The sequence below is a fragment of the Bradyrhizobium sp. Crot121 genome (genome assembly GCF_059512385.1).
The window spans coordinates 80,456-97,014 of sequence record NZ_JCAMOR010000003.1 but is presented as its reverse complement, the minus strand read 5'-3'; the positions used below and the strand labels follow the sequence as shown (position 1 = coordinate 97,014).

The 16,559-nt window shown below is 63.7% G+C and carries 15 protein-coding genes; 8 read left to right on the top strand and 7 right to left on the bottom strand.

Going from position 1 to position 16,559, the window contains the following annotated elements; genetic code table 11:
• Positions 1-111 precede the first annotated feature (111 nt).
• Together AC5ZGW_RS04640 and AC5ZGW_RS04635 are read right to left on the bottom strand one after the other, a co-directional pair.
• Positions 112-1,614, bottom strand: a complete 1,503-nt coding sequence (locus AC5ZGW_RS04640) for a flavin-containing monooxygenase (RefSeq protein ID WP_130228159.1) — start codon at positions 1,612-1,614, stop codon at positions 112-114.
• Positions 1,615-1,689: 75 nt separating this feature from the next.
• Positions 1,690-2,532, bottom strand: a complete 843-nt coding sequence (locus AC5ZGW_RS04635) for an AAA family ATPase (protein WP_130228158.1) — start codon at positions 2,530-2,532, stop codon at positions 1,690-1,692.
• Positions 2,533-2,761: 229 nt separating this feature from the next.
• Here AC5ZGW_RS04635 and AC5ZGW_RS04630 point away from each other — a divergent pair, with 229 nt between their 5' ends.
• The 3 genes from AC5ZGW_RS04630 (at position 2,762) to sseA (ending at position 5,461) form a co-directional block, all read left to right on the top strand.
• A complete protein-coding gene (locus AC5ZGW_RS04630; RefSeq protein WP_028166113.1) occupies positions 2,762-3,937 on the top strand; it encodes a vWA domain-containing protein in 1,176 nt (391 codons plus the stop codon).
• A gap of 134 nt (positions 3,938-4,071) precedes the next feature.
• Positions 4,072-4,482, top strand: a complete 411-nt coding sequence (locus AC5ZGW_RS04625) for a rhodanese-like domain-containing protein (RefSeq protein ID WP_130228157.1) — start codon at positions 4,072-4,074, stop codon at positions 4,480-4,482.
• A gap of 121 nt (positions 4,483-4,603) precedes the next feature.
• Positions 4,604-5,461 (top strand): 3-mercaptopyruvate sulfurtransferase, encoded by an 858-nt coding sequence (gene sseA / locus AC5ZGW_RS04620; RefSeq protein WP_130228156.1) that lies wholly within the window; start codon positions 4,604-4,606, stop codon positions 5,459-5,461.
• Between the two features lie 10 nt (positions 5,462-5,471).
• Here the strand turns inward: sseA and AC5ZGW_RS04615 are convergent, their stop codons facing one another.
• A complete protein-coding gene (locus AC5ZGW_RS04615) occupies positions 5,472-6,248 on the bottom strand; it encodes a hypothetical protein (protein WP_130228155.1) in 777 nt (258 codons plus the stop codon).
• A 306-nt stretch (positions 6,249-6,554) separates the two neighbouring features.
• Between AC5ZGW_RS04615 and AC5ZGW_RS04610 the strand changes: the two genes are divergently transcribed.
• On the top strand, positions 6,555-7,766 hold the full coding sequence (locus AC5ZGW_RS04610; protein WP_496113885.1) for a L,D-transpeptidase: 1,212 nt from the start codon (positions 6,555-6,557) through the stop codon (positions 7,764-7,766).
• Positions 7,767-7,903: 137 nt separating this feature from the next.
• Positions 7,904-8,872 (top strand): NAD-dependent epimerase/dehydratase family protein, encoded by a 969-nt coding sequence (locus tag AC5ZGW_RS04605; RefSeq protein ID WP_130229903.1) that lies wholly within the window; start codon positions 7,904-7,906, stop codon positions 8,870-8,872.
• 16 nt (positions 8,873-8,888) lie between these two features.
• On the opposite strand, the gene AC5ZGW_RS04600 is transcribed toward AC5ZGW_RS04605, so the two are convergent.
• Positions 8,889-10,199: an amidase gene (locus AC5ZGW_RS04600; protein ID WP_245475076.1), complete on the bottom strand. Its 1,311-nt coding sequence runs from the start codon at positions 10,197-10,199 to the stop codon at positions 8,889-8,891.
• Entirely contained in the window at positions 10,199-11,404 is a 1,206-nt protein-coding gene (locus tag AC5ZGW_RS04595) for an ABC transporter substrate-binding protein (RefSeq protein WP_130229901.1), read from the bottom strand. Before AC5ZGW_RS04595 ends, AC5ZGW_RS04600 begins: the two co-directional genes overlap by 1 nt.
• Before the next feature lie 114 nt (positions 11,405-11,518).
• Between AC5ZGW_RS04595 and AC5ZGW_RS04590 the strand changes: the two genes are divergently transcribed.
• Complete coding sequence (locus AC5ZGW_RS04590; RefSeq protein WP_245475075.1) at positions 11,519-12,496, top strand: sugar-binding transcriptional regulator; 978 nt, start codon at positions 11,519-11,521, stop codon at positions 12,494-12,496.
• Here the strand turns inward: AC5ZGW_RS04590 and AC5ZGW_RS04585 are convergent, their stop codons facing one another.
• Both AC5ZGW_RS04585 and AC5ZGW_RS04580 read right to left on the bottom strand, forming a co-directional pair.
• Positions 12,497-13,459: a D-2-hydroxyacid dehydrogenase family protein gene (locus AC5ZGW_RS04585; protein WP_496113871.1), complete on the bottom strand. Its 963-nt coding sequence runs from the start codon at positions 13,457-13,459 to the stop codon at positions 12,497-12,499.
• A 217-nt stretch (positions 13,460-13,676) separates the two neighbouring features.
• Complete coding sequence (locus AC5ZGW_RS04580; RefSeq protein ID WP_028166120.1) at positions 13,677-13,868, bottom strand: hypothetical protein; 192 nt, start codon at positions 13,866-13,868, stop codon at positions 13,677-13,679.
• A gap of 254 nt (positions 13,869-14,122) precedes the next feature.
• Here AC5ZGW_RS04580 and ettA point away from each other — a divergent pair, with 254 nt between their 5' ends.
• The gene (ettA, locus tag AC5ZGW_RS04575) at positions 14,123-15,772 is read left to right on the top strand and encodes an energy-dependent translational throttle protein EttA (protein ID WP_130229899.1); all 1,650 of its coding nucleotides are present in this window, start codon (positions 14,123-14,125) and stop codon (positions 15,770-15,772) included.
• Positions 15,773-15,879: 107 nt separating this feature from the next.
• The gene (locus AC5ZGW_RS04570; RefSeq protein ID WP_130229898.1) at positions 15,880-16,467 is read left to right on the top strand and encodes a TIGR00645 family protein; all 588 of its coding nucleotides are present in this window, start codon (positions 15,880-15,882) and stop codon (positions 16,465-16,467) included.
• The last annotated feature ends 92 nt before the right edge of the window (positions 16,468-16,559 follow it).

The following is a 16,559-nucleotide window of genomic DNA, read 5'->3' as shown; positions in this document are numbered from 1 at the left end:
TTCTCCTCATCCTGAGGAGCGCGCAGCGCGTCTCGAAGGATGAGGCAACAGGCGGGGCCTCATGGTTCGAGACGGCGCTTGCGCGCCTCCTCACCATGAGGGGAAAGTCCTTCACTCGTACACGAACGCCTTGTCCGTCAGATCGATCGTCGGAAACTCGTCCTTCTCGGCCCAGTAGTCCTGGTTGTGCTGCCATTCCGGCTTTTCGCCGCGCTTGGGCAACAGGTGCATGCCGCGCAGCATGTAGCCGGGGTTGAAGTTTTCTTCGTCGATCCACGGCAGGATCGGCATGTTGTGGTCCTCCGGCCGCAGCGCCGGCGTGACCTTCTTCGCGCCGGTTTCCTTCATGTGCGTGAGCAGGCGGCAGACGAAGTCGGCGACGAGGTCGACGCGCAGGGTCCAGCTCGCGCGGAAATAGCCGAACACCCAGACGAGGTTGGGCACGCCCGTGAACATCATGCCGCGATAGGTCACGGTATCGGCGAAATCGAGCGGCTTGCCGTCGAGCTCGAACTCGATATCGCCGGTGGCGCACAGATTGAAGCCTGTCGCGGTGACGATGATGTCAGCCTCTAACTCCTTGCCGGACTTCAGCAGGATGCCCTTGTCGGTGAAGCGTTCGATCTCGTCGGTTACGACGGACGCCTTGCCGGCCCTGATGCCCTGGAACAGGTCGCCGTCGGGGATGAAGGCGATGCGCTGCCGCCACGGGCGATAGCGCGGCGTGAAATGGGTGGCGATGTCATAATCCTTGCCGAGATAGGCTTCCACCGCCGACAGCAAGTCCTTCTTGGCCTCTTCGGGCTTCTCGAACGTCTTGCGGGTGAAGGCGTCCTGGTCGAACAGGATCTTGCGGCGGGTGATCTCGTGAATCCATTTCTCGTCGACCTGCAACTGCCGCAATTGCTCGGCGATCTCGATCGCGTTGCGGCCGGTTCGGAAATAGGTCGGCGAGCGCTGCAGCATGGTCACATGGCTGGCGTCCTTGGCCATCGCGGGGATCAGAGTCGCGGCGGTGGCGCCGGAGCCGATCACGACGACGCGCTTGCCCTTGTAGTCGAGATCCTCGGGCCATTTCTGCGGATGCACGATCGGGCCCTTGAATTTGGCCATGTCCTTCCACTCCGGCGTATAGCCCTCGGCATGGCGGTAGTAACCCTGGCACATCCAGAAGAAATTGGTGGTGAAGCGGAAGTGCTCGCCGGTGTCGGTCCGCGTGGCGTCGATGGTCCAGAGATTGGCCTCGCTCGACCATTTCGCCGATGTGATGGTGTGACGATAGCGGATGTGGGGGGCGAGGTCGTTCTCCTCGATCACCTCGCCCATATATTTCAGGATCTCGGCGGCGGTTGCGATCGGCGCGCTGGTCCACGGCTTGAAGCGATAGCCGAAGGTGTGCAGGTCGCTGTCGGAGCGGATGCCGGGATAACGATGCGTGCTCCAGGTGCCGCCAAAAGTCTTCTGCGTCTCCAGCACGACGAAGCTGGTCCCGGGGCATTGCGTGGTCAGGTGGTAGGCGGCTCCGACTCCGGAAATTCCGGCGCCCACGATCAGGACGTCGAAATGCTCAGACGTGACGGGCTCGGCAGCGCGAATCTGCGTTTGGACGTTCATCTTCCCTGCTCTTTGTTGTTTTGTTGGTATAGGCACGAAGCGCCGGGGGCTCCCGGCGCTTCGGAAATCGTCACGTCAGACTTCGCGGCGGCTCAGGAACGCCAGCCGCTCGAACAGGTGCACGTCCTGTTCGTTCTTGAGCAGTGCGCCATGTAGCGGCGGGATCAGCTTGCGCGGATCGCGCTCCCGCAGCATTTCCGGCGTGATGTCCTCGTTCAGCAGCAGCTTCAGCCAGTCGAGCAATTCGGAGGTCGAAGGCTTCTTCTTCAGGCCCGGCACTTCCCGCACCTCGAAGAAGATGCGCAACGCCTCTTCCACCAGGCGCCTCTTGATGCCGGGGAAATGCACGCCGACGATCTTTTCCATCGTGTCCGCATCGGGGAACTTGATGTAGTGGAAGAAGCAGCGGCGCAGGAACGCGTCCGGCAACTCCTTCTCGTTGTTGGAAGTGATCATCACGATCGGGCGGAGCTTGGCCTTGATGCTCTCGCCGGTCTCGTAGACGAAAAACTCCATGCGATCGAGCTCGAGCAGCAGATCGTTGGGGAATTCGATATCGGCCTTATCGATCTCGTCGATCAAGAGCACCGGGCGCTTCTCGTTGGTGAAGGCTTCCCACAATTTGCCGCGCTTGATGTAGTTCTTGATATCCGAGACGCGCGCGTCGCCGAGTTGGCTGTCGCGCAATCGCGACACCGCATCATATTCGTAGAGGCCCTGCTGCGCCTTGGTGGTGGACTTGATATGCCAGGTCAGAAGCGGTGCATCGAGCGCCTTGGCGACTTCCTCGGCCAGCACCGTCTTGCCGGTGCCGGGCTCGCCCTTCACCAGAAGCGGGCGCTCCAGCACGATGGCGGCGTTGACAGCGACTTTGAGGTCATCGGTGGCGACATAATCCTTGGTACCGGTGAATTTCATACTACCCCGTCAGAATGAGTTTCAATTTGATACTAATGGAAAAACCAAGCAGGTCTAGCGTGGATTCCAGCGTCTGAACGCAACTGAGGTCATCGCTACCGCCTCGAATTTAGGCGGGCCGTTTCCGCCTTGCGGAATGACGCTCACACCTTCGTGGCGAACCCGTAATGCTGTCCTAAAGACCCCGTGTGCCCTTGACGGCGCGACCCCGGCAGGCAATCTATGGAACATGTTCCTGCAATTCTTCACATCGCTGCGCGATGCCCAGGTCCCTGTGACCTTGCGTGAATATCTGACGCTGATGGAGGCGCTCGACGCCGACCTCGCCGAGCAGAGCGTCGAGAATTTCTATTATTTGTCGCGCTCGGCGCTCGTGAAGGACGAGCGCAACCTCGACAAGTTCGACCGCGTCTTCGGTACCGTGTTCAAGGGCCTCGAGAGCCTGCTCGATGCCATGGACAAGGCTGAGATCCCCGAGGAATGGCTGAAGAAGCTCGCGGAAAAATACCTCACCGAGGAAGAGAAGAAGCAGATCGAAGCCATGGGCTGGGACAAGCTCATGGAGACGCTGCGCAAGCGGCTTGAGGAACAGAAGGGCCGGCACCAGGGCGGCAACAAATGGATCGGCACCGCCGGTACGTCGCCGTTCGGCGCTCATGGTTACAATCCCGAAGGCATCCGCATCGGCCAGGAGAAGAACCGCAACAACCGCGCCGTGAAGGTGTGGGACAAGCGCGAGTTCAAGGATCTCGACGGCAATGTCGAGCTCGGCATCCGCAACATCAAGGTCGCGCTGCGACGCTTGCGCAAGTTCGCCCGCACCGGCGCCCCCGACGAACTCGATCTCGACACCACGATCAAGGAAACCGCCAACCACGGCTATCTCGACGTGCACATGCGCCCCGAGCGGCGCAACGCGGTGAAGGTGCTGGTGTTCTTCGATATCGGCGGCTCGATGGATTCGCATATCGAGCAGGTCGAGGAATTGTTCTCGGCCGCGAAAAGCGAATTCAAGCACATGGAATATTTCTACTTCCACAACTGCCTCTATGAGGGCGTCTGGAAGCAGAACAAGCGGCGCTTCACCGATCGCACCCCAACCTGGGACGTGCTGCACAAGTACCCGCACGACTACAAGGTGGTGTTCGTCGGCGACGCCTCCATGTCGCCTTACGAGATCATGGTCCCCGGCGGCTCGGTCGAGCACGTGAACGAGGAGGCCGGTTCGATCTGGCTCGATCGCATCATCCGCACCTATCCGCACGCGGTGTGGCTCAACCCGGTGGCGCAGAAGCACTGGGACTATTCGGAATCGACCACCATCATCCGCCGCATCTTCTCCGAGCGCATGTACCCGATCACGATCGAAGGTCTGGAGAATGCGATGAAGGAACTGGTACGATAGCTCCCGTCATTCCGGGGCGTCCGAAGGACGAGCCCGGAATCCATTTAGCCACTTGCGCCGGCGGAGGAATAGATTCCGGGTTCGATGCTTACGCATCGCCCCGGAATGACAAACAACAACCAAGGGAGAGCCCCATGCCCCAGACCATTCACCGCGGCATCAAGCAGATGATGGACGAAGCCAATGCCGAGATCGAGACCGTCAGCGCCGCCGATGCGATCAAGATCCTCCCGAACGACGATGTCGTGATCGTCGACATCCGCGATCCCCGCGAGATTGAGCGCGACGGCAAGATCCCGGGCGCCTTCTCGTGCACCCGCGGCATGCTCGAGTTCTGGATCGATCCGGCGAGCCCCTACGCCAAGCCGATCTTCCAAGAGGACAAGAAGTTCATCTTCCATTGCGCCGGCGGCATGCGCTCGGCCCTGGCTGCGAAGACCGCGCAGGACATGGGGCTGAAGCCGGTCGCCCATATGGGCGGCGGTTTCGCCGCCTGGCGCGACGCCGGCGGCCCGATCGAGAAGTGGGAGCCGAAGAAGACATAAGCTCGTCACACGCGGGCTTGACCCGCGTGTCCATCCTGACAAAAGGGCCATCCTCCCGAAGAGGATGGATTGCCGGGTCAAGCCCAGCAATGACGATTTGCGAAGTGCCGGAGATCCTTCCATGACCACCACCGAAGACCCGCTCGTCTCCACCGACTGGCTTGCCGCCCACCTCGGCGATCCCAAGGTCAAGGTGATCGACGCCTCCTACAAGATGCCGGGTGTGGTGCCGTTGCCGGCCGACGATTTCATCGCCGCCCACATTCCCGGTGCAGTGTTCTTCGATGTCAATGCGATCGCCGACAAGAACGACCCGCGCCCGCATATGTATCCGGCCGCCGAGCAGTTCGCGCAGGACGTCTCCGCGCTCGGCATCTCCTCGGGCGACACGGTGGTTGCCTATGATGCTGGCGGCTGGGTTGCCGCGCCGCGGGCGTGGTGGATGTTCCTGTCGTTCGGTCATCCGAACGTGAAGGTGCTCGACGGCGGCTTGCAGAAGTGGAAGGCCGAGGGGCGGCCGACGGAAACCGGGCCCGTCACGCCGAAGCCTGGAAAATTCCAGGCCAGGTTCGATCCGAGCTTCGTGCGCAGCAAGGAGCAATTGCTCGGTAATATCGAGACCAGGAAGGAGCAGGTGATCGACGCGAGGCCGCGCCCGCGGTTCGAGGGCACCGTCGTCGAACCCTGGCCCGGCCGCCGCTCCGGCCACATCCCTGGCAGCCGCAATGTTCCCTACGCCGATCTATTCGATGCCAAGACTGGGGCGATGAAGCCGCTCGATGAGTTGCGCAAGGCATTTGCGTCCGCCGGCGTCGATACGGCAAAGGCGATCGTCACCAGTTGCGGCTCTGGCGTGTCGGCGCTGGTGCTGACGCTCGCGCTCTATCGCCTCGGCGTGCGCGGCGGTGCGCTCTATGACGGTTCCTGGGCCGAATGGGGATTGCAGGACGGGCCGCCGATCGCGACGGGACCTGCGTGATTGCAGACGATCAGCGCGTGGGGCGCACGAACACCGGCTGGCCGAACGGATCGAAAGTCTGCTGCTGCGGGATGACCTGCGGCGCCAGGCGTTGCTGCTGCGCCGCGAGGCGCCGGCGCTCCCTGGCACGCTCCGCCCGTGCACGCTTCTTGGCCGCGGTTTGATCCGGCTTCGCATCCGCGCTCTTTGCTGATGTCGTTTGCTCGACGGTGACCGCGGGGCCGCCCAGCGTGGCGATCTTGGCCGCCGCCGGACTCGCTTCCGCTGAGGTCGGCGCCTCGGGTGCGGCCGGCGTGGCGTCGTTCGCGGGCGGGACCACTGCGACCGCCGCAGGCTTGGCCTCTTCGGCGGGCGCAGGAGTTTCCGGCTGGGCTGCCGTCGTCGGCGCCTGGGGTTCCGGAGCATCTGCTAGAGGCGGTTCGACCGGCGGCGTCTCGGTTGAGGCAGCCTCCTCGGGCTTCACGGCGGCCATCTGCTCGAGCTCGGCCGGCGCGGGAGCATCGGCGGTTGGTACGGTCGGAGCAGGGGACGTCTCGGCGCTGTCCGGCGCCTTCTCTGTTGTCTCTGCTGCGGGCGCCTCGACGCGCAGCATGGCGAGCGTCGGCGGCTTCGCTTGAACTTGTGTTTGGGCTTGCGCGAAGACGGGCTCCGGCGGGCTGCGTCGCGCCGGGATGCTCGCGACTTCCTCATGGGCGGCCCGGAGCAGCGCGGCAGCGCTAAGTCCGAAGATCAGGACCGACGTCGACAGCACGATTGCCGCGAACAGGAAACGAAGGCCGGGAAGCATGGCGCGGTTCCGTCTTTGCCGAAGTGTTCTGTTGAGCCAGAGGAAACGCGGTGATCACAGGGAAGCCGCTCGCGGGCAGCGAATCAGGCCGATTCGAGGATATCGCAACCAATGTCAAAGCAATGACGCCCGTAGTCCCCCGGAATAACTTTTCCCTGACGGTGAGGCATCTTTGCCGCAGCGATCACTGCCCAATCACAAAATGACCGATTCGGCCCGGATTTCGCGGAATTGTCTTGAATGCGCCGCTATCTTCCTTCAAGTGCCGTTAACGGTCCGGTGTGGCTTGGGGACTATACAAGAGCGATGATGATCAACCGCATTCTGACGATTTGTGCTGCCGCAGCGCTCGGCGCGGCAGGAACTTCGGTTGCGCAGGCGCAGCAGGGCTACCCCGCAGGGCCTGGTCCGGTCTATTCCGCTCCTCAGGGCTCGTATCCGCCGCCACCCCCCGGCTACGTGCGCGACGACCGCCGGCCGTCGGATTTCGATGTCTTTGAGGAGGACGACGAGGCGCCGAACGGCCAGAGTTCGGCGTCGCTGTCGCCGCCCGGACCAGTGCTTTCGCCCAACGATCCTCGGTATGGCCGCCCGATGGGCGCGCCCCCGCCGGTCTATTCGGATCGGACCATGCCGACCGGCCCGGTCATGTCGCCGGATGATCCGCGCTATGGCCGGCCGGCAGGCCCGCCGGCGGTGATCTATGCCGATCGTCCCCAAGGGCCGGCGCAGAGTTACAACTATCCCGATGATCGCGCCATGCGTCCGCCGGAGTCGGTGGGCGCCGCGGGTGGTGCGCCCACCGTCACCGGCGCCGTGTCGCAGCAGCCCCAGGTCGGCAGCGACGGCAGGCCGATGACGGTCGCGGCGCTGCCGCCGGAGGAGCAGCCGGAGGCCGCTCCCGTGCAATTGCCGCCGAACCTGCGCCGCCAGGAGGTCTCGTTCGCGACCAAGGAGCCGCCAGGCACCATCGTGGTCGATACGTCGAACACCTACCTCTATTACATCCTGGGCGGCGGCCGCGCGATGCGCTACGGCGTTCGCGTCGGCCGCGATGGCTTCACCTGGACCGGCGTGCAGAAGATCAGCCGCAAGGCGGAGTGGCCGGACTGGTATCCACCCACCGAGATGATCGAGCGTCAACCCTATCTGCCGCGCTTCATGGCCGGCGGCCCCGGCAATCCGCTCGGCGCGCGCGCGATGTATCTCGGCTCGACCGTGTACCGCATCCACGGCACCAACCAGCCCTCGACGATCGGCAAGTTCGTCTCTTCCGGCTGCATCGGCATGCTGAATGAGGACGTCTCCGACCTCTTCGAGCGCGTGAAGGTCGGCACCCGCGTCGTGGTGCTGCCGGGTGGTCCGCCGCCTGGAACCGCCACCGCCTCCGCTGCGCCGTCGCCCGGCGGGCCCGTTGCGGCCGCCCCAGCGCCAACCCAGGCGCAGGCCGCCGCACCGCTGCCGGGCACCCAGCCGACCACGGTGCCGCCGCTGCCAGCCCCGGTCACGATCCGCTAGGGCGATTACAGTCCAACATCAAAAGGCGCGCGAACAGCGCGCCTTTTTTGTTTTGCGCTTCTGTCAAATTCCCGCGCTTGAATTCGTGTTCGGCTGGATTACGTGCCAGAGGGCTGCAACCGACGTGGGACAATGCCATGCGCATCCTTGTTGCAGGCGCCACCGGCGCTATTGGCCGACAACTCGTTCCCGCCCTGATCCGGGCCGGCCATTCGGTGATCGGCACGACGCGAACAGCAGCGAAAGCCGAGGCGATCGGGCAGATGGGCGTCGAGCCCGTCATCGTCGATGGCCTCGATGCAGAGGCTGTCCGCGCGGCGGTCATTGCGAAGCAGCCCGAGGTGATCGTCCACGAGATGACCGACCTCGCCGATGTTACCGATCTCCGCCATTTCGATCGCGCCTTCGCTGTCACCAACCGGCTGCGCACGCTCGGCACCGATTGCCTGCTGGCGGCCGCGCGCGAAGCCGGTGTCAGGCGTTTCGTCGCGCAAAGCTTCTGTGGCTGGACCTATGGCCGAACCGGTGCACCTGTCAAAACCGAGGCCGATCCGCTCGATCCCGATCCGCCGCAGGAACTTCGACGCACGCTGGAAGCGATCCAGCATCTGGAGCGCGCCGTCACCGGCTCGGATCAGCCGGAAGGAATCGTGCTCCGATACGGATCGTTCTACGGTCCCGACACCGGCATACTGTCGCGGGCGATGATCGATCAATTGCGGCGCCGCCGCGTGCCGATGATCGGCGATGGTGGCGGCTGGTGGTCTTTCATTCATGTCGCCGACGCTGCATCCGCCACCGTTGCCGCCATCGAGCGCGGCGAGGCCGGCAATATCTACAACATCGTTGACGATGAGCCCGCGGAAGTCAGCGAATGGCTGCCGGCGCTTGCGGCGATCGTCGGCGCTAAGCCGCCATTCCATGTGCCCATCTGGCTCGGCCGATTGCTCGCCGGCGAACATGTGGTGGCGATGATGACCGAGGTGCGGGCGGGCTCGAACGTCAAAGCCAGGCGCGAACTCGGCTGGCACCCGGCGCATCCGTCCTGGCGCACCGGCTGTGCCGAAATCGTCGGGCACTCCAGTGGCCACAGCGCTGCCGCTTGAGCTGGTGATGCGACGCTCAGACGTCCGCCCCATCAGCGCTTTCGCGGGTTGCATTCTCGAGCCAACCGGCGATGCGCAACAAGTCACGATCGCGCCCGCGAGCGCCGATGAGCTGGACGCCGATTGGAAGTCCCTCGTCGCCTCTGAGCAGTGGCAGCGAGATGGTCGGCAGACCGCAGAGGCTCCATGGCATCGACATCACGCCGGAGCCCGGCCCATCCTCCAGCCGGGTCGCCTCGCCCGGCGCCGACAGGGTGATCAACGCATCATGTTGGATGAACATACGCGAGGCCAGTTCAACGAGACGGTCGGCCCGCGCATCGAACCTAAGGTAGCTTGCCGCGCTGATGGTGTGGCCGGCTTCGATGCCCCGCTGCAGCGGCGTGCAATAGCGGCGGATGGTCTCAGCGGGCTCAGAGCCGAAACGATAGGCGAGATGCGCGTTGAGCAGCCCGAAGGTGACATCGAGCGCGTGATCGAATTCAAGTGGGAGTTCGACCTCGACGGTCGCGGTCGGCAGTGACTGGATGAATGTCTCGAATGCTTTCCCCGCGTTGTCGTCGATCAGCTTCCAGCCTGGCCCCTTGACCACGCCAAGACGGGGCGCGGAGGCCGCAGGCTGGACAGCCGCTAACGCGGGATCGAACGCGCCGGCGAAAAGGCACAAGTCTCCGATCGAGCGGGCCAACAGGCCGAGATGCGCCATGCGCGGCACCAGCACGTTCGATCCCGCCATTGAGGTGAAACCCAAAGAGGGTTTGAACGCGAACGCGCCGCAAAACGAGGCGGGGAGGGTGGTCGAAGCGGTGTGTTGCGTGCCAAGCGCCAGCGGCACCATGTGGTCGACGACGGCGGCGGCAGAACCCGCCGACGACACGCCCGGCGAGCGCGACAGGTCCTGAGGATTGCGGGTCGGGCTCGGATGGTACATCCCGAATTCGGATGTCGCGGTCTTGCCGACAATGATTGCACCGGCGCGGCGCAGCGCCGCCACCGCATCCGCATCGGCGTTTGGCCGCCGGCCGCGAAGCGTCTCGCTGCCATATTCGGACGGCATGTCGGCGGTGTCGAATACGTCTTTCACCCCGATCGGCAGGCCGTGCAGTGCGCCGAGCGGCCCACCTGATGCGCGGTGCTCGTCGGCACGCCGCGCCTCTTCGCGCGCCCGCTCCGCATCGAGGAAAGCCCACGCCCTGACGTCGGGCTCACGCGCGGCGATCCGGTCCAGGCAGGCGTTCATCAGATCGAGTGCGCTTGTCTCGCCCCGCTTGATCCTGTCGGCCAGCATGCTGGCCGGCAGGTGGTTTGGAAGCACAGAGCCGGTCATCATCGAACCGAGGCTGTGATGCTGCAGCCCGATTCGGCGGCCGGGCGGAACGCGGTCGCGGCGGGAACGGTGGCGATCCGCTCGTAATAATCCCAGGGCTGCCGGCTCGCCGCCGGCGATTTCACGCGATAGACGCCGAGATCATAGGCGAGGCGGCCGTTCTGCTGCACGACAGCCTGCCGCCCGAACCGATCGACCGGAAGCTGGCGCATCTCGGCATTGACAATCGCGGCATCGTCGCTTTTGGCGCTTCTCGCGGCCTTCAGGAAATGCAGCACGCCGGAATAGACGCCGGCTTGTTCGCGAGTCGGCATTCGGCCGTGTTCCTTGAAGAAGCGCTGCGCGAAGTCGCGGGTGCCGTCGCTGTCATCCCAATAGAACCCCGTGGTGATGATCAGCCCCTGCGCCGCTTCGAGGCCGAGGCTGTGGACATCGGTGACGAAAGCGTGGAGCGCTGCGATTTTCTGCGTGCGCATGATGTCGAACTGGCCGGCCTGCTTGATCGCATTGACGGTGTCGGCGCCGGCGCTCGCGAGCGCGACGACCTGCGCGTTCGAGCTTTGGGCACGCAGCAACAGCGAGGCGAAATCGGCGGTGTTGAGCGGATGGCGCGCGCTGCCGAGCACCTTGCCGCCGCGCTCCTGCACCACGGCACTGGCGTCTTTCTCCAGGTCGTGGCCGAACGCGTAGTCGGCGGTGAGGAAGAACCAGGACTTCTGCCCCTGCTCGGTCAGCGCCGCAGCCGTGCCGCGCGCCAGTGCGTAAGTATCGTCGGTCCAATGGGTCACGTAGGGCGAGCAGCGTCCGCCGGTGATCTCGACGCTAGCGGCACCCGATACCAGGAGCGACCGCTTCTTCTCGGTCGCGATCGTCATCAGCGCGAACACCGCGCCCGAATGGGGCAGGTCGACAACGGCGTCGACGCCTTGCCGGTCAAACCACTCGCGTGCGATGGCTGAGGCGACATCCGGCTTGTTCTGATGATCCGCGGTGATGATCTCGATCGGGACCCCGTCGATCGAGCCGCCAACATCGGCAACGGCCATTCGCGCGGCCTTGATCGAGCCTGGCCCGCCGACATCGGAGACTACGCCGCTTTGATCGCCCATGACCCCGACGACGACCTTGTTGTCCGAGAACTGAGAGAAGGCCGGCGACGTGAGTATTGAGCTAAGTGCAATTGAAATCAGGATTTTCCGGTACATTTCGCTGCTCCGCGTGAGGTGCGGCGGAGCCTAACAACCCGCTGCTACACATATGTGACAATGTTGGTACATATGTGATTATTAGCTAGTGACGAAGATTCGATGAGGAACAGCGTGACCAGACAGGCGACGGAAATCGAAACGTTCGGGCCGGAAGTGGAGAACGGGGACGCGTTGGTCGCCCGCATCTGCTGGCACTACTACAAGGAGGGGCAGACCCAGGACGTCATCGCGCAGCACCTGAAAATCACGCGGAAGCGGGTCAACCAGATCCTCGGAGAGGCGCGGGAGCGCGGCGTCGTCCAGATCTCAATTGCCAGTCCCTTCGGTCCTTGCAGCGAACTTGAGGCCCGCCTCGCTGCACGTTTCAAGCTGCGAGGCGCCATCGTCGTGCCCGCGCCGATTGGCGACACTGACGTCCGCAACCTCGTCGGCGCCGCCGCCGGTCACTATATCTCCGAGCACCTGCCGCCTGCCGGGACGCTTGGCATCACCTGGGGTGGCACCATCAACATGGCCGCGCAAAATCTGCGGCGCCGTTCCGGCGACGGCTGCCGTGTCGTCCTGTTGTGCGGCGGGCTTGCCGAAAGTACGGCGATCAATCCTTACGACAACGCGGCGATGATGGCGCGCGCGTTGGGGGCGACATGCTACTATGTGACCGCGCCGATGTTCGCGGCAACGGCACAGCTTCGCGATGCGCTGGCCTCTAGCGAGCCGGTGCGCTCCGTTCTCGCAATGGTAGCAGGGCTGGACATCGCCCTGTTCAGCGCCATTGATCTGTCCGAACAATCGAAAGCGCTGGAATATGGCGTGATATCGCGCCAGACGTGGCAATCGCTGCGCGACGCCGGCGCGGTCGGCGATATCTGCGGCCACTATCTCGACAAGGACGGCAACGCGGTGACGCATCCCCTGACGCGGCGCGTGATCCATCCGCCGATGAGCGATCTGAAGGCGGTACGCGAGCGCATCCTTGCCGCCGGTGGCCTTCAAAAGCTTCCGATCATCAGCGCGGCGATCCGCGCCGGGCTGGCCGACATTCTGATCACGGATGAACGGGTTGCGACCGCCCTTTGCGAAGAACGGTGATCAAGCCAGTCGGCGCGGAGGTTCGCTGCCCTTGGTCCAGGCATCGATACACTCGACCATCTGGCCGTAGTGGATGCCGAGGCTCTCCTGGGTCGCGTAGCCGAGATGCGGGGTGAGCACGAGGTTGTCGAGCCTGCGGAACGGATGGTCGACCGGCAGCGGCTCGACCGAGAACACGTCGATGCCGGCGCCCGCAATCTTCTTTTGCGTGAGAACCTCCTGCAGCGCGTTCTCGTCAACGATCGGCCCGCGCGCGGTGTTGACGAGATAGGCCGTCGGCTTCATCCGCGCGAGATCGGCGGCACCCACTAGGCCGCGCGAGCGCTCGCTCAGCACCACATGGATGGTGACGATGTCGGCGGTCGCAAACAATTCCTCCTTGCTGGCATAGCCGACGCCGGCCTCCTTGCATTTCTCGGCCGTCAGGTTGGGGCTCCAGGCGATGACATTCATGCCGAACGCCTGCGCGAGCTTCGCCACCCGACTGCCGAGCTTGCCGAGCCCCACCACGCCAAGCGTGCGGCCCTCGATCTCGACGCCGGCAAAGGTCTGCCAGGGCTCGCCTGCATGCATCCGCGCGTTTTCCCGGCCGATGCCGCGGGTGAGTTCCAGGATCAGGCCGAGCGTCAGCGCCGCGGTCGGGTCGCGGCTGTATTGCGTGCCGCACAGCACCACTTTGTGGTCCTTGGCGGCGTCCACATCGATCGCGGCATTGCGCATGCCTGATGTCAGCAGGAGTTTCAGCTTGGGCAGCGCCGCGAACAGCGTGCGCGCAAATGCGGTGCGCTCGCGCATCGCGCAGATGATCTCGAAATCGGCAAGCGCGCTCGCGGCAGCCGCCTCGCTCGCAAACGGCTCCCTGAACACGGTGACGTCGACGCGGTCCTTGATCTCTGACCAGTCGGCGATCGAAAGTGACAGGTCGAAATAGTCGTCGAGGATTGCACAGCGCAGCCGCGTCATCGATGAACCCGTTCATGGCGAAAGGACGGCGAGAATACCGTCGGGGGAGCTCGTGATGGTTGCGCGCAATCGTTGGGTCGCGCAAGCGGAGTTCAGGGAACGCCGGCTTCAAATATCCGACAGGCTCAGAGCATGATCCGGAAAAGTGGAAACCGGTTTTCCGAAAAGATCATGCTCAAACAAAGAGATGAGATCATGATCCGATCGCCTCATCGGATCATGATCGCAACCGGCTTCTGTGCTTGGCGCGCCAGGCCGGCCCGGGTCCGCGCATATAGTGCAGTTCCGGCCGGTAGGGGTTGAATGCCCTGGCGAAGAACTGGCGCCAGAAGGTGCGGAATTCGGCGACAATCTTCGTAAGGCCAGTGCGGCTGGCCGCCGGGGCGGGCAAGGACGTGCTTGTTGCCATGACACAGCCCTCATGTTGGTCATGCGCGGCTCAGCCTGCGCAAAATGCCGTTTTCGATGCTGAAAACGAGATTTCGCCCGATTCATTAAAAGATGGTTTCAATTGTCGTCATCTTGCGCACACATGGTTTCGATCCCGTATTCATCGGGGTGAACGGATGGAAAACGCGCGGTGTGCGGTTGCGCTTTGAGGGCCCGGCGGCTACATCGGCGGCAGCAAAATTTCCATAAATCCTGCCGATTCCAGGGGACTCAATGGCCCGCCAGTTCGTCTATTTCATGCAAGGTCTGACCAAGAGCTACCCGACCCGCAAGGTGCTCGATAACGTCCACCTGAGCTTCTATCCGGACGCCAAGATCGGCGTGCTCGGCGTCAACGGCGCCGGTAAATCGACGCTGCTCAAGATCATGGCCGGCATCGACAAGGACTATACCGGCGAGGCCTGGGTCGCCGAGGGCGCCCGCGTCGGTTATCTCGAGCAGGAACCGCAGCTCGATCCCAAGCTGAGCGTCCGCGAGAACGTGATGCAGGGCGTCGCCAAGCAGAAGGCGATCCTCGACCGCTACAACGAACTGGCGGTGAACTACTCGGACGAGACCGCCGACGAGATGACCAAGCTGCAGGACGAGATCGAGGCCCAGGGCCTCTGGGATCTCGACAGCAAGGTCGACCAGGCGATGGACGCGCTGCGCTGCCCGCCCGACGACGCCGACGTCACAAAGCTCTCCGGCGGCGAGCGCCGCCGCGTCGCGCTGTGCCGGCTCTTGCTCGACCAGCCCGAACTGCTGCTGCTGGACGAACCGACCAACCATCTCGACGCCGAGTCCGTATCCTGGCTCGAAGGCCATCTGCGGCAATATCCCGGCGCGATCCTGATCGTCACCCACGACCGCTACTTCCTCGACAACGTCACGGGCTGGATTCTCGAGCTCGATCGCGGCCGCGGCATTCCCTATGAGGGCAACTATTCCTCTTGGCTGGTGCAAAAGCAGAAGCGGCTCGAGCAGGAGGGCCGCGAGGACGCGGCGCATCAGAAGACACTGGCGCGCGAGCAGGAGTGGATCGCGTCCTCGCCGAAGGCGCGCCAGGCCAAGTCCAAGGCGCGCTACCAGCGCTACGAGGAACTGCTCAAGAAGGCGAGCGAGAAGCAGACCCAGACCGCGCAGATCGTCATCCCCGTGGCCGAGCGGCTCGGCCAGAACGTCGTCGACTTCGAGGGCCTGACGAAATCGTTCGGCGACCGCATGCTGATCGACAATCTCACCTTCAAGCTGCCGCCCGGCGGCATCGTCGGCGTGATCGGTCCGAACGGCGCCGGCAAGACCACGCTGTTCCGCATGATCACTGGGCAGGAGAAGCCGGACCAGGGCACGATCACGGTCGGGGAGTCCGTCCATCTCGGCTATGTCGACCAGTCGCGCGACGCGCTCGACGGCAGCAAGACCGTGTGGGAGGAGATTTCCGGCAACAACGAACTGATCCTGCTCGGCAAGCGCGAGGTGAATTCGCGCGGCTATTGCTCGGCCTTCAACTTCAAGGGCGCTGACCAGCAGAAGAAGGTCGGTGCGCTCTCAGGCGGCGAACGCAACCGCGTGCATCTCGCCAAGATGCTGAAGTCGGGCGCCAACGTGCTGCTGCTCGACGAGCCCACCAACGACCTTGACGTCGACACGCTGCGCGCGCTCGAAGAGGCGCTGGAGGATTTCGCCGGCTGCGCCGTGATCATCAGCCACGACCGCTGGTTCCTCGACCGCATCGCCACCCACATCCTCGCCTTCGAAGGCGACAGCCATGTCGAATGGTTCGAAGGCAATTTCCAGGATTACGAAAAGGACAAGATGCGGCGCCTTGGCCAGGATTCGATCATCCCGCATCGCGTGAAGTACAAGAAGCTGACGCGGTGACGGCACTTTAGCGACGATCTGCTGCGGCCAGTTGTCGCTTTCCACCACGACGAGATTGCGTAGATATAGCGCTCCGCAATCCCCGATACTGCTGCGAGCAATTCATAATGTCTGCCACCTCCGACGACCCCGCGCCGCCGAAGATCGCTTCGCTGCGCCCGGTTCCCATGTTGATCTTCGGATCGCGCTGGCTGCAATTGCCGCTTTATGTCGGGCTGATCATCGCCCAGGGCGTCTATGTGGTGCTGTTCATCAAGGAACTGTGGCACCTGTTCGCCCACGCCTTCGATTTCAGCGAGCAGCAGATCATGCTGGCGGTGCTCGGCCTGATCGACGTCGTCATGATCTCGAACCTTTTGGTGATGGTGATCGTCGGCGGTTACGAGACCTTCGTCTCGCGCCTCAACCTGCGGGGACATCCCGACGAGCCGGAATGGCTGAGCCACGTCAACGCCAGCGTGCTCAAGATCAAGCTGGCGATGGCGATCATCGGCATCTCCTCGATCCACCTGCTGCGGACCTTCATCGAAGCCGGCGCACTCTCCTCGGGCAAGACCAACTACACCGAGACTGGCGTGATGTGGCAGACTATCATCCACACCGTCTTCATCCTGTCCGCGATCGGCATAGCCCTCGTCGACAAGCTGTCGAATGCGTCGATCGAAGGCGCCAAGCAGTCGGCCGGACATCATTAAGGGTGCGGCGCTTGCGAGGTCGTGCTAGGTTCATGGACGGGGCGCGGCTGATGTCCGCCTCGAAAACGGGACAGCACTTCGATTGGACCGCT

What these genes read in the sequence shown, in the direction of transcription:
- sseA (WP_130228156.1), top strand. Translation starts at nt 4,604, where the DNA reads ATGACCACCACCGAAGACCCGCTCGTCTCCACCGACTGGCTTGCCGCC.
- ettA (WP_130229899.1), top strand. Translation starts at nt 14,123, where the DNA reads ATGGCCCGCCAGTTCGTCTATTTCATGCAAGGTCTGACCAAGAGCTAC.
- AC5ZGW_RS04605 (WP_130229903.1), top strand. Translation starts at nt 7,904, where the DNA reads ATGCGCATCCTTGTTGCAGGCGCCACCGGCGCTATTGGCCGACAACTC.
- AC5ZGW_RS04570 (WP_130229898.1), top strand. Translation starts at nt 15,880, where the DNA reads ATGTCTGCCACCTCCGACGACCCCGCGCCGCCGAAGATCGCTTCGCTG.
- AC5ZGW_RS04640 (WP_130228159.1), bottom strand. Translation starts at nt 1,614, where the DNA reads ATGAACGTCCAAACGCAGATTCGCGCTGCCGAGCCCGTCACGTCTGAG.
- AC5ZGW_RS04610 (WP_496113885.1), top strand. Translation starts at nt 6,555, where the DNA reads ATGATGATCAACCGCATTCTGACGATTTGTGCTGCCGCAGCGCTCGGC.
- AC5ZGW_RS04580 (WP_028166120.1), bottom strand. Translation starts at nt 13,868, where the DNA reads ATGGCAACAAGCACGTCCTTGCCCGCCCCGGCGGCCAGCCGCACTGGC.
- AC5ZGW_RS04635 (WP_130228158.1), bottom strand. Translation starts at nt 2,532, where the DNA reads ATGAAATTCACCGGTACCAAGGATTATGTCGCCACCGATGACCTCAAA.
- AC5ZGW_RS04595 (WP_130229901.1), bottom strand. Translation starts at nt 11,404, where the DNA reads ATGTACCGGAAAATCCTGATTTCAATTGCACTTAGCTCAATACTCACG.
- AC5ZGW_RS04625 (WP_130228157.1), top strand. Translation starts at nt 4,072, where the DNA reads ATGCCCCAGACCATTCACCGCGGCATCAAGCAGATGATGGACGAAGCC.
- AC5ZGW_RS04630 (WP_028166113.1), top strand. Translation starts at nt 2,762, where the DNA reads ATGTTCCTGCAATTCTTCACATCGCTGCGCGATGCCCAGGTCCCTGTG.
- AC5ZGW_RS04615 (WP_130228155.1), bottom strand. Translation starts at nt 6,248, where the DNA reads ATGCTTCCCGGCCTTCGTTTCCTGTTCGCGGCAATCGTGCTGTCGACG.
- AC5ZGW_RS04600 (WP_245475076.1), bottom strand. Translation starts at nt 10,199, where the DNA reads ATGACCGGCTCTGTGCTTCCAAACCACCTGCCGGCCAGCATGCTGGCC.
- AC5ZGW_RS04585 (WP_496113871.1), bottom strand. Translation starts at nt 13,459, where the DNA reads ATGACGCGGCTGCGCTGTGCAATCCTCGACGACTATTTCGACCTGTCA.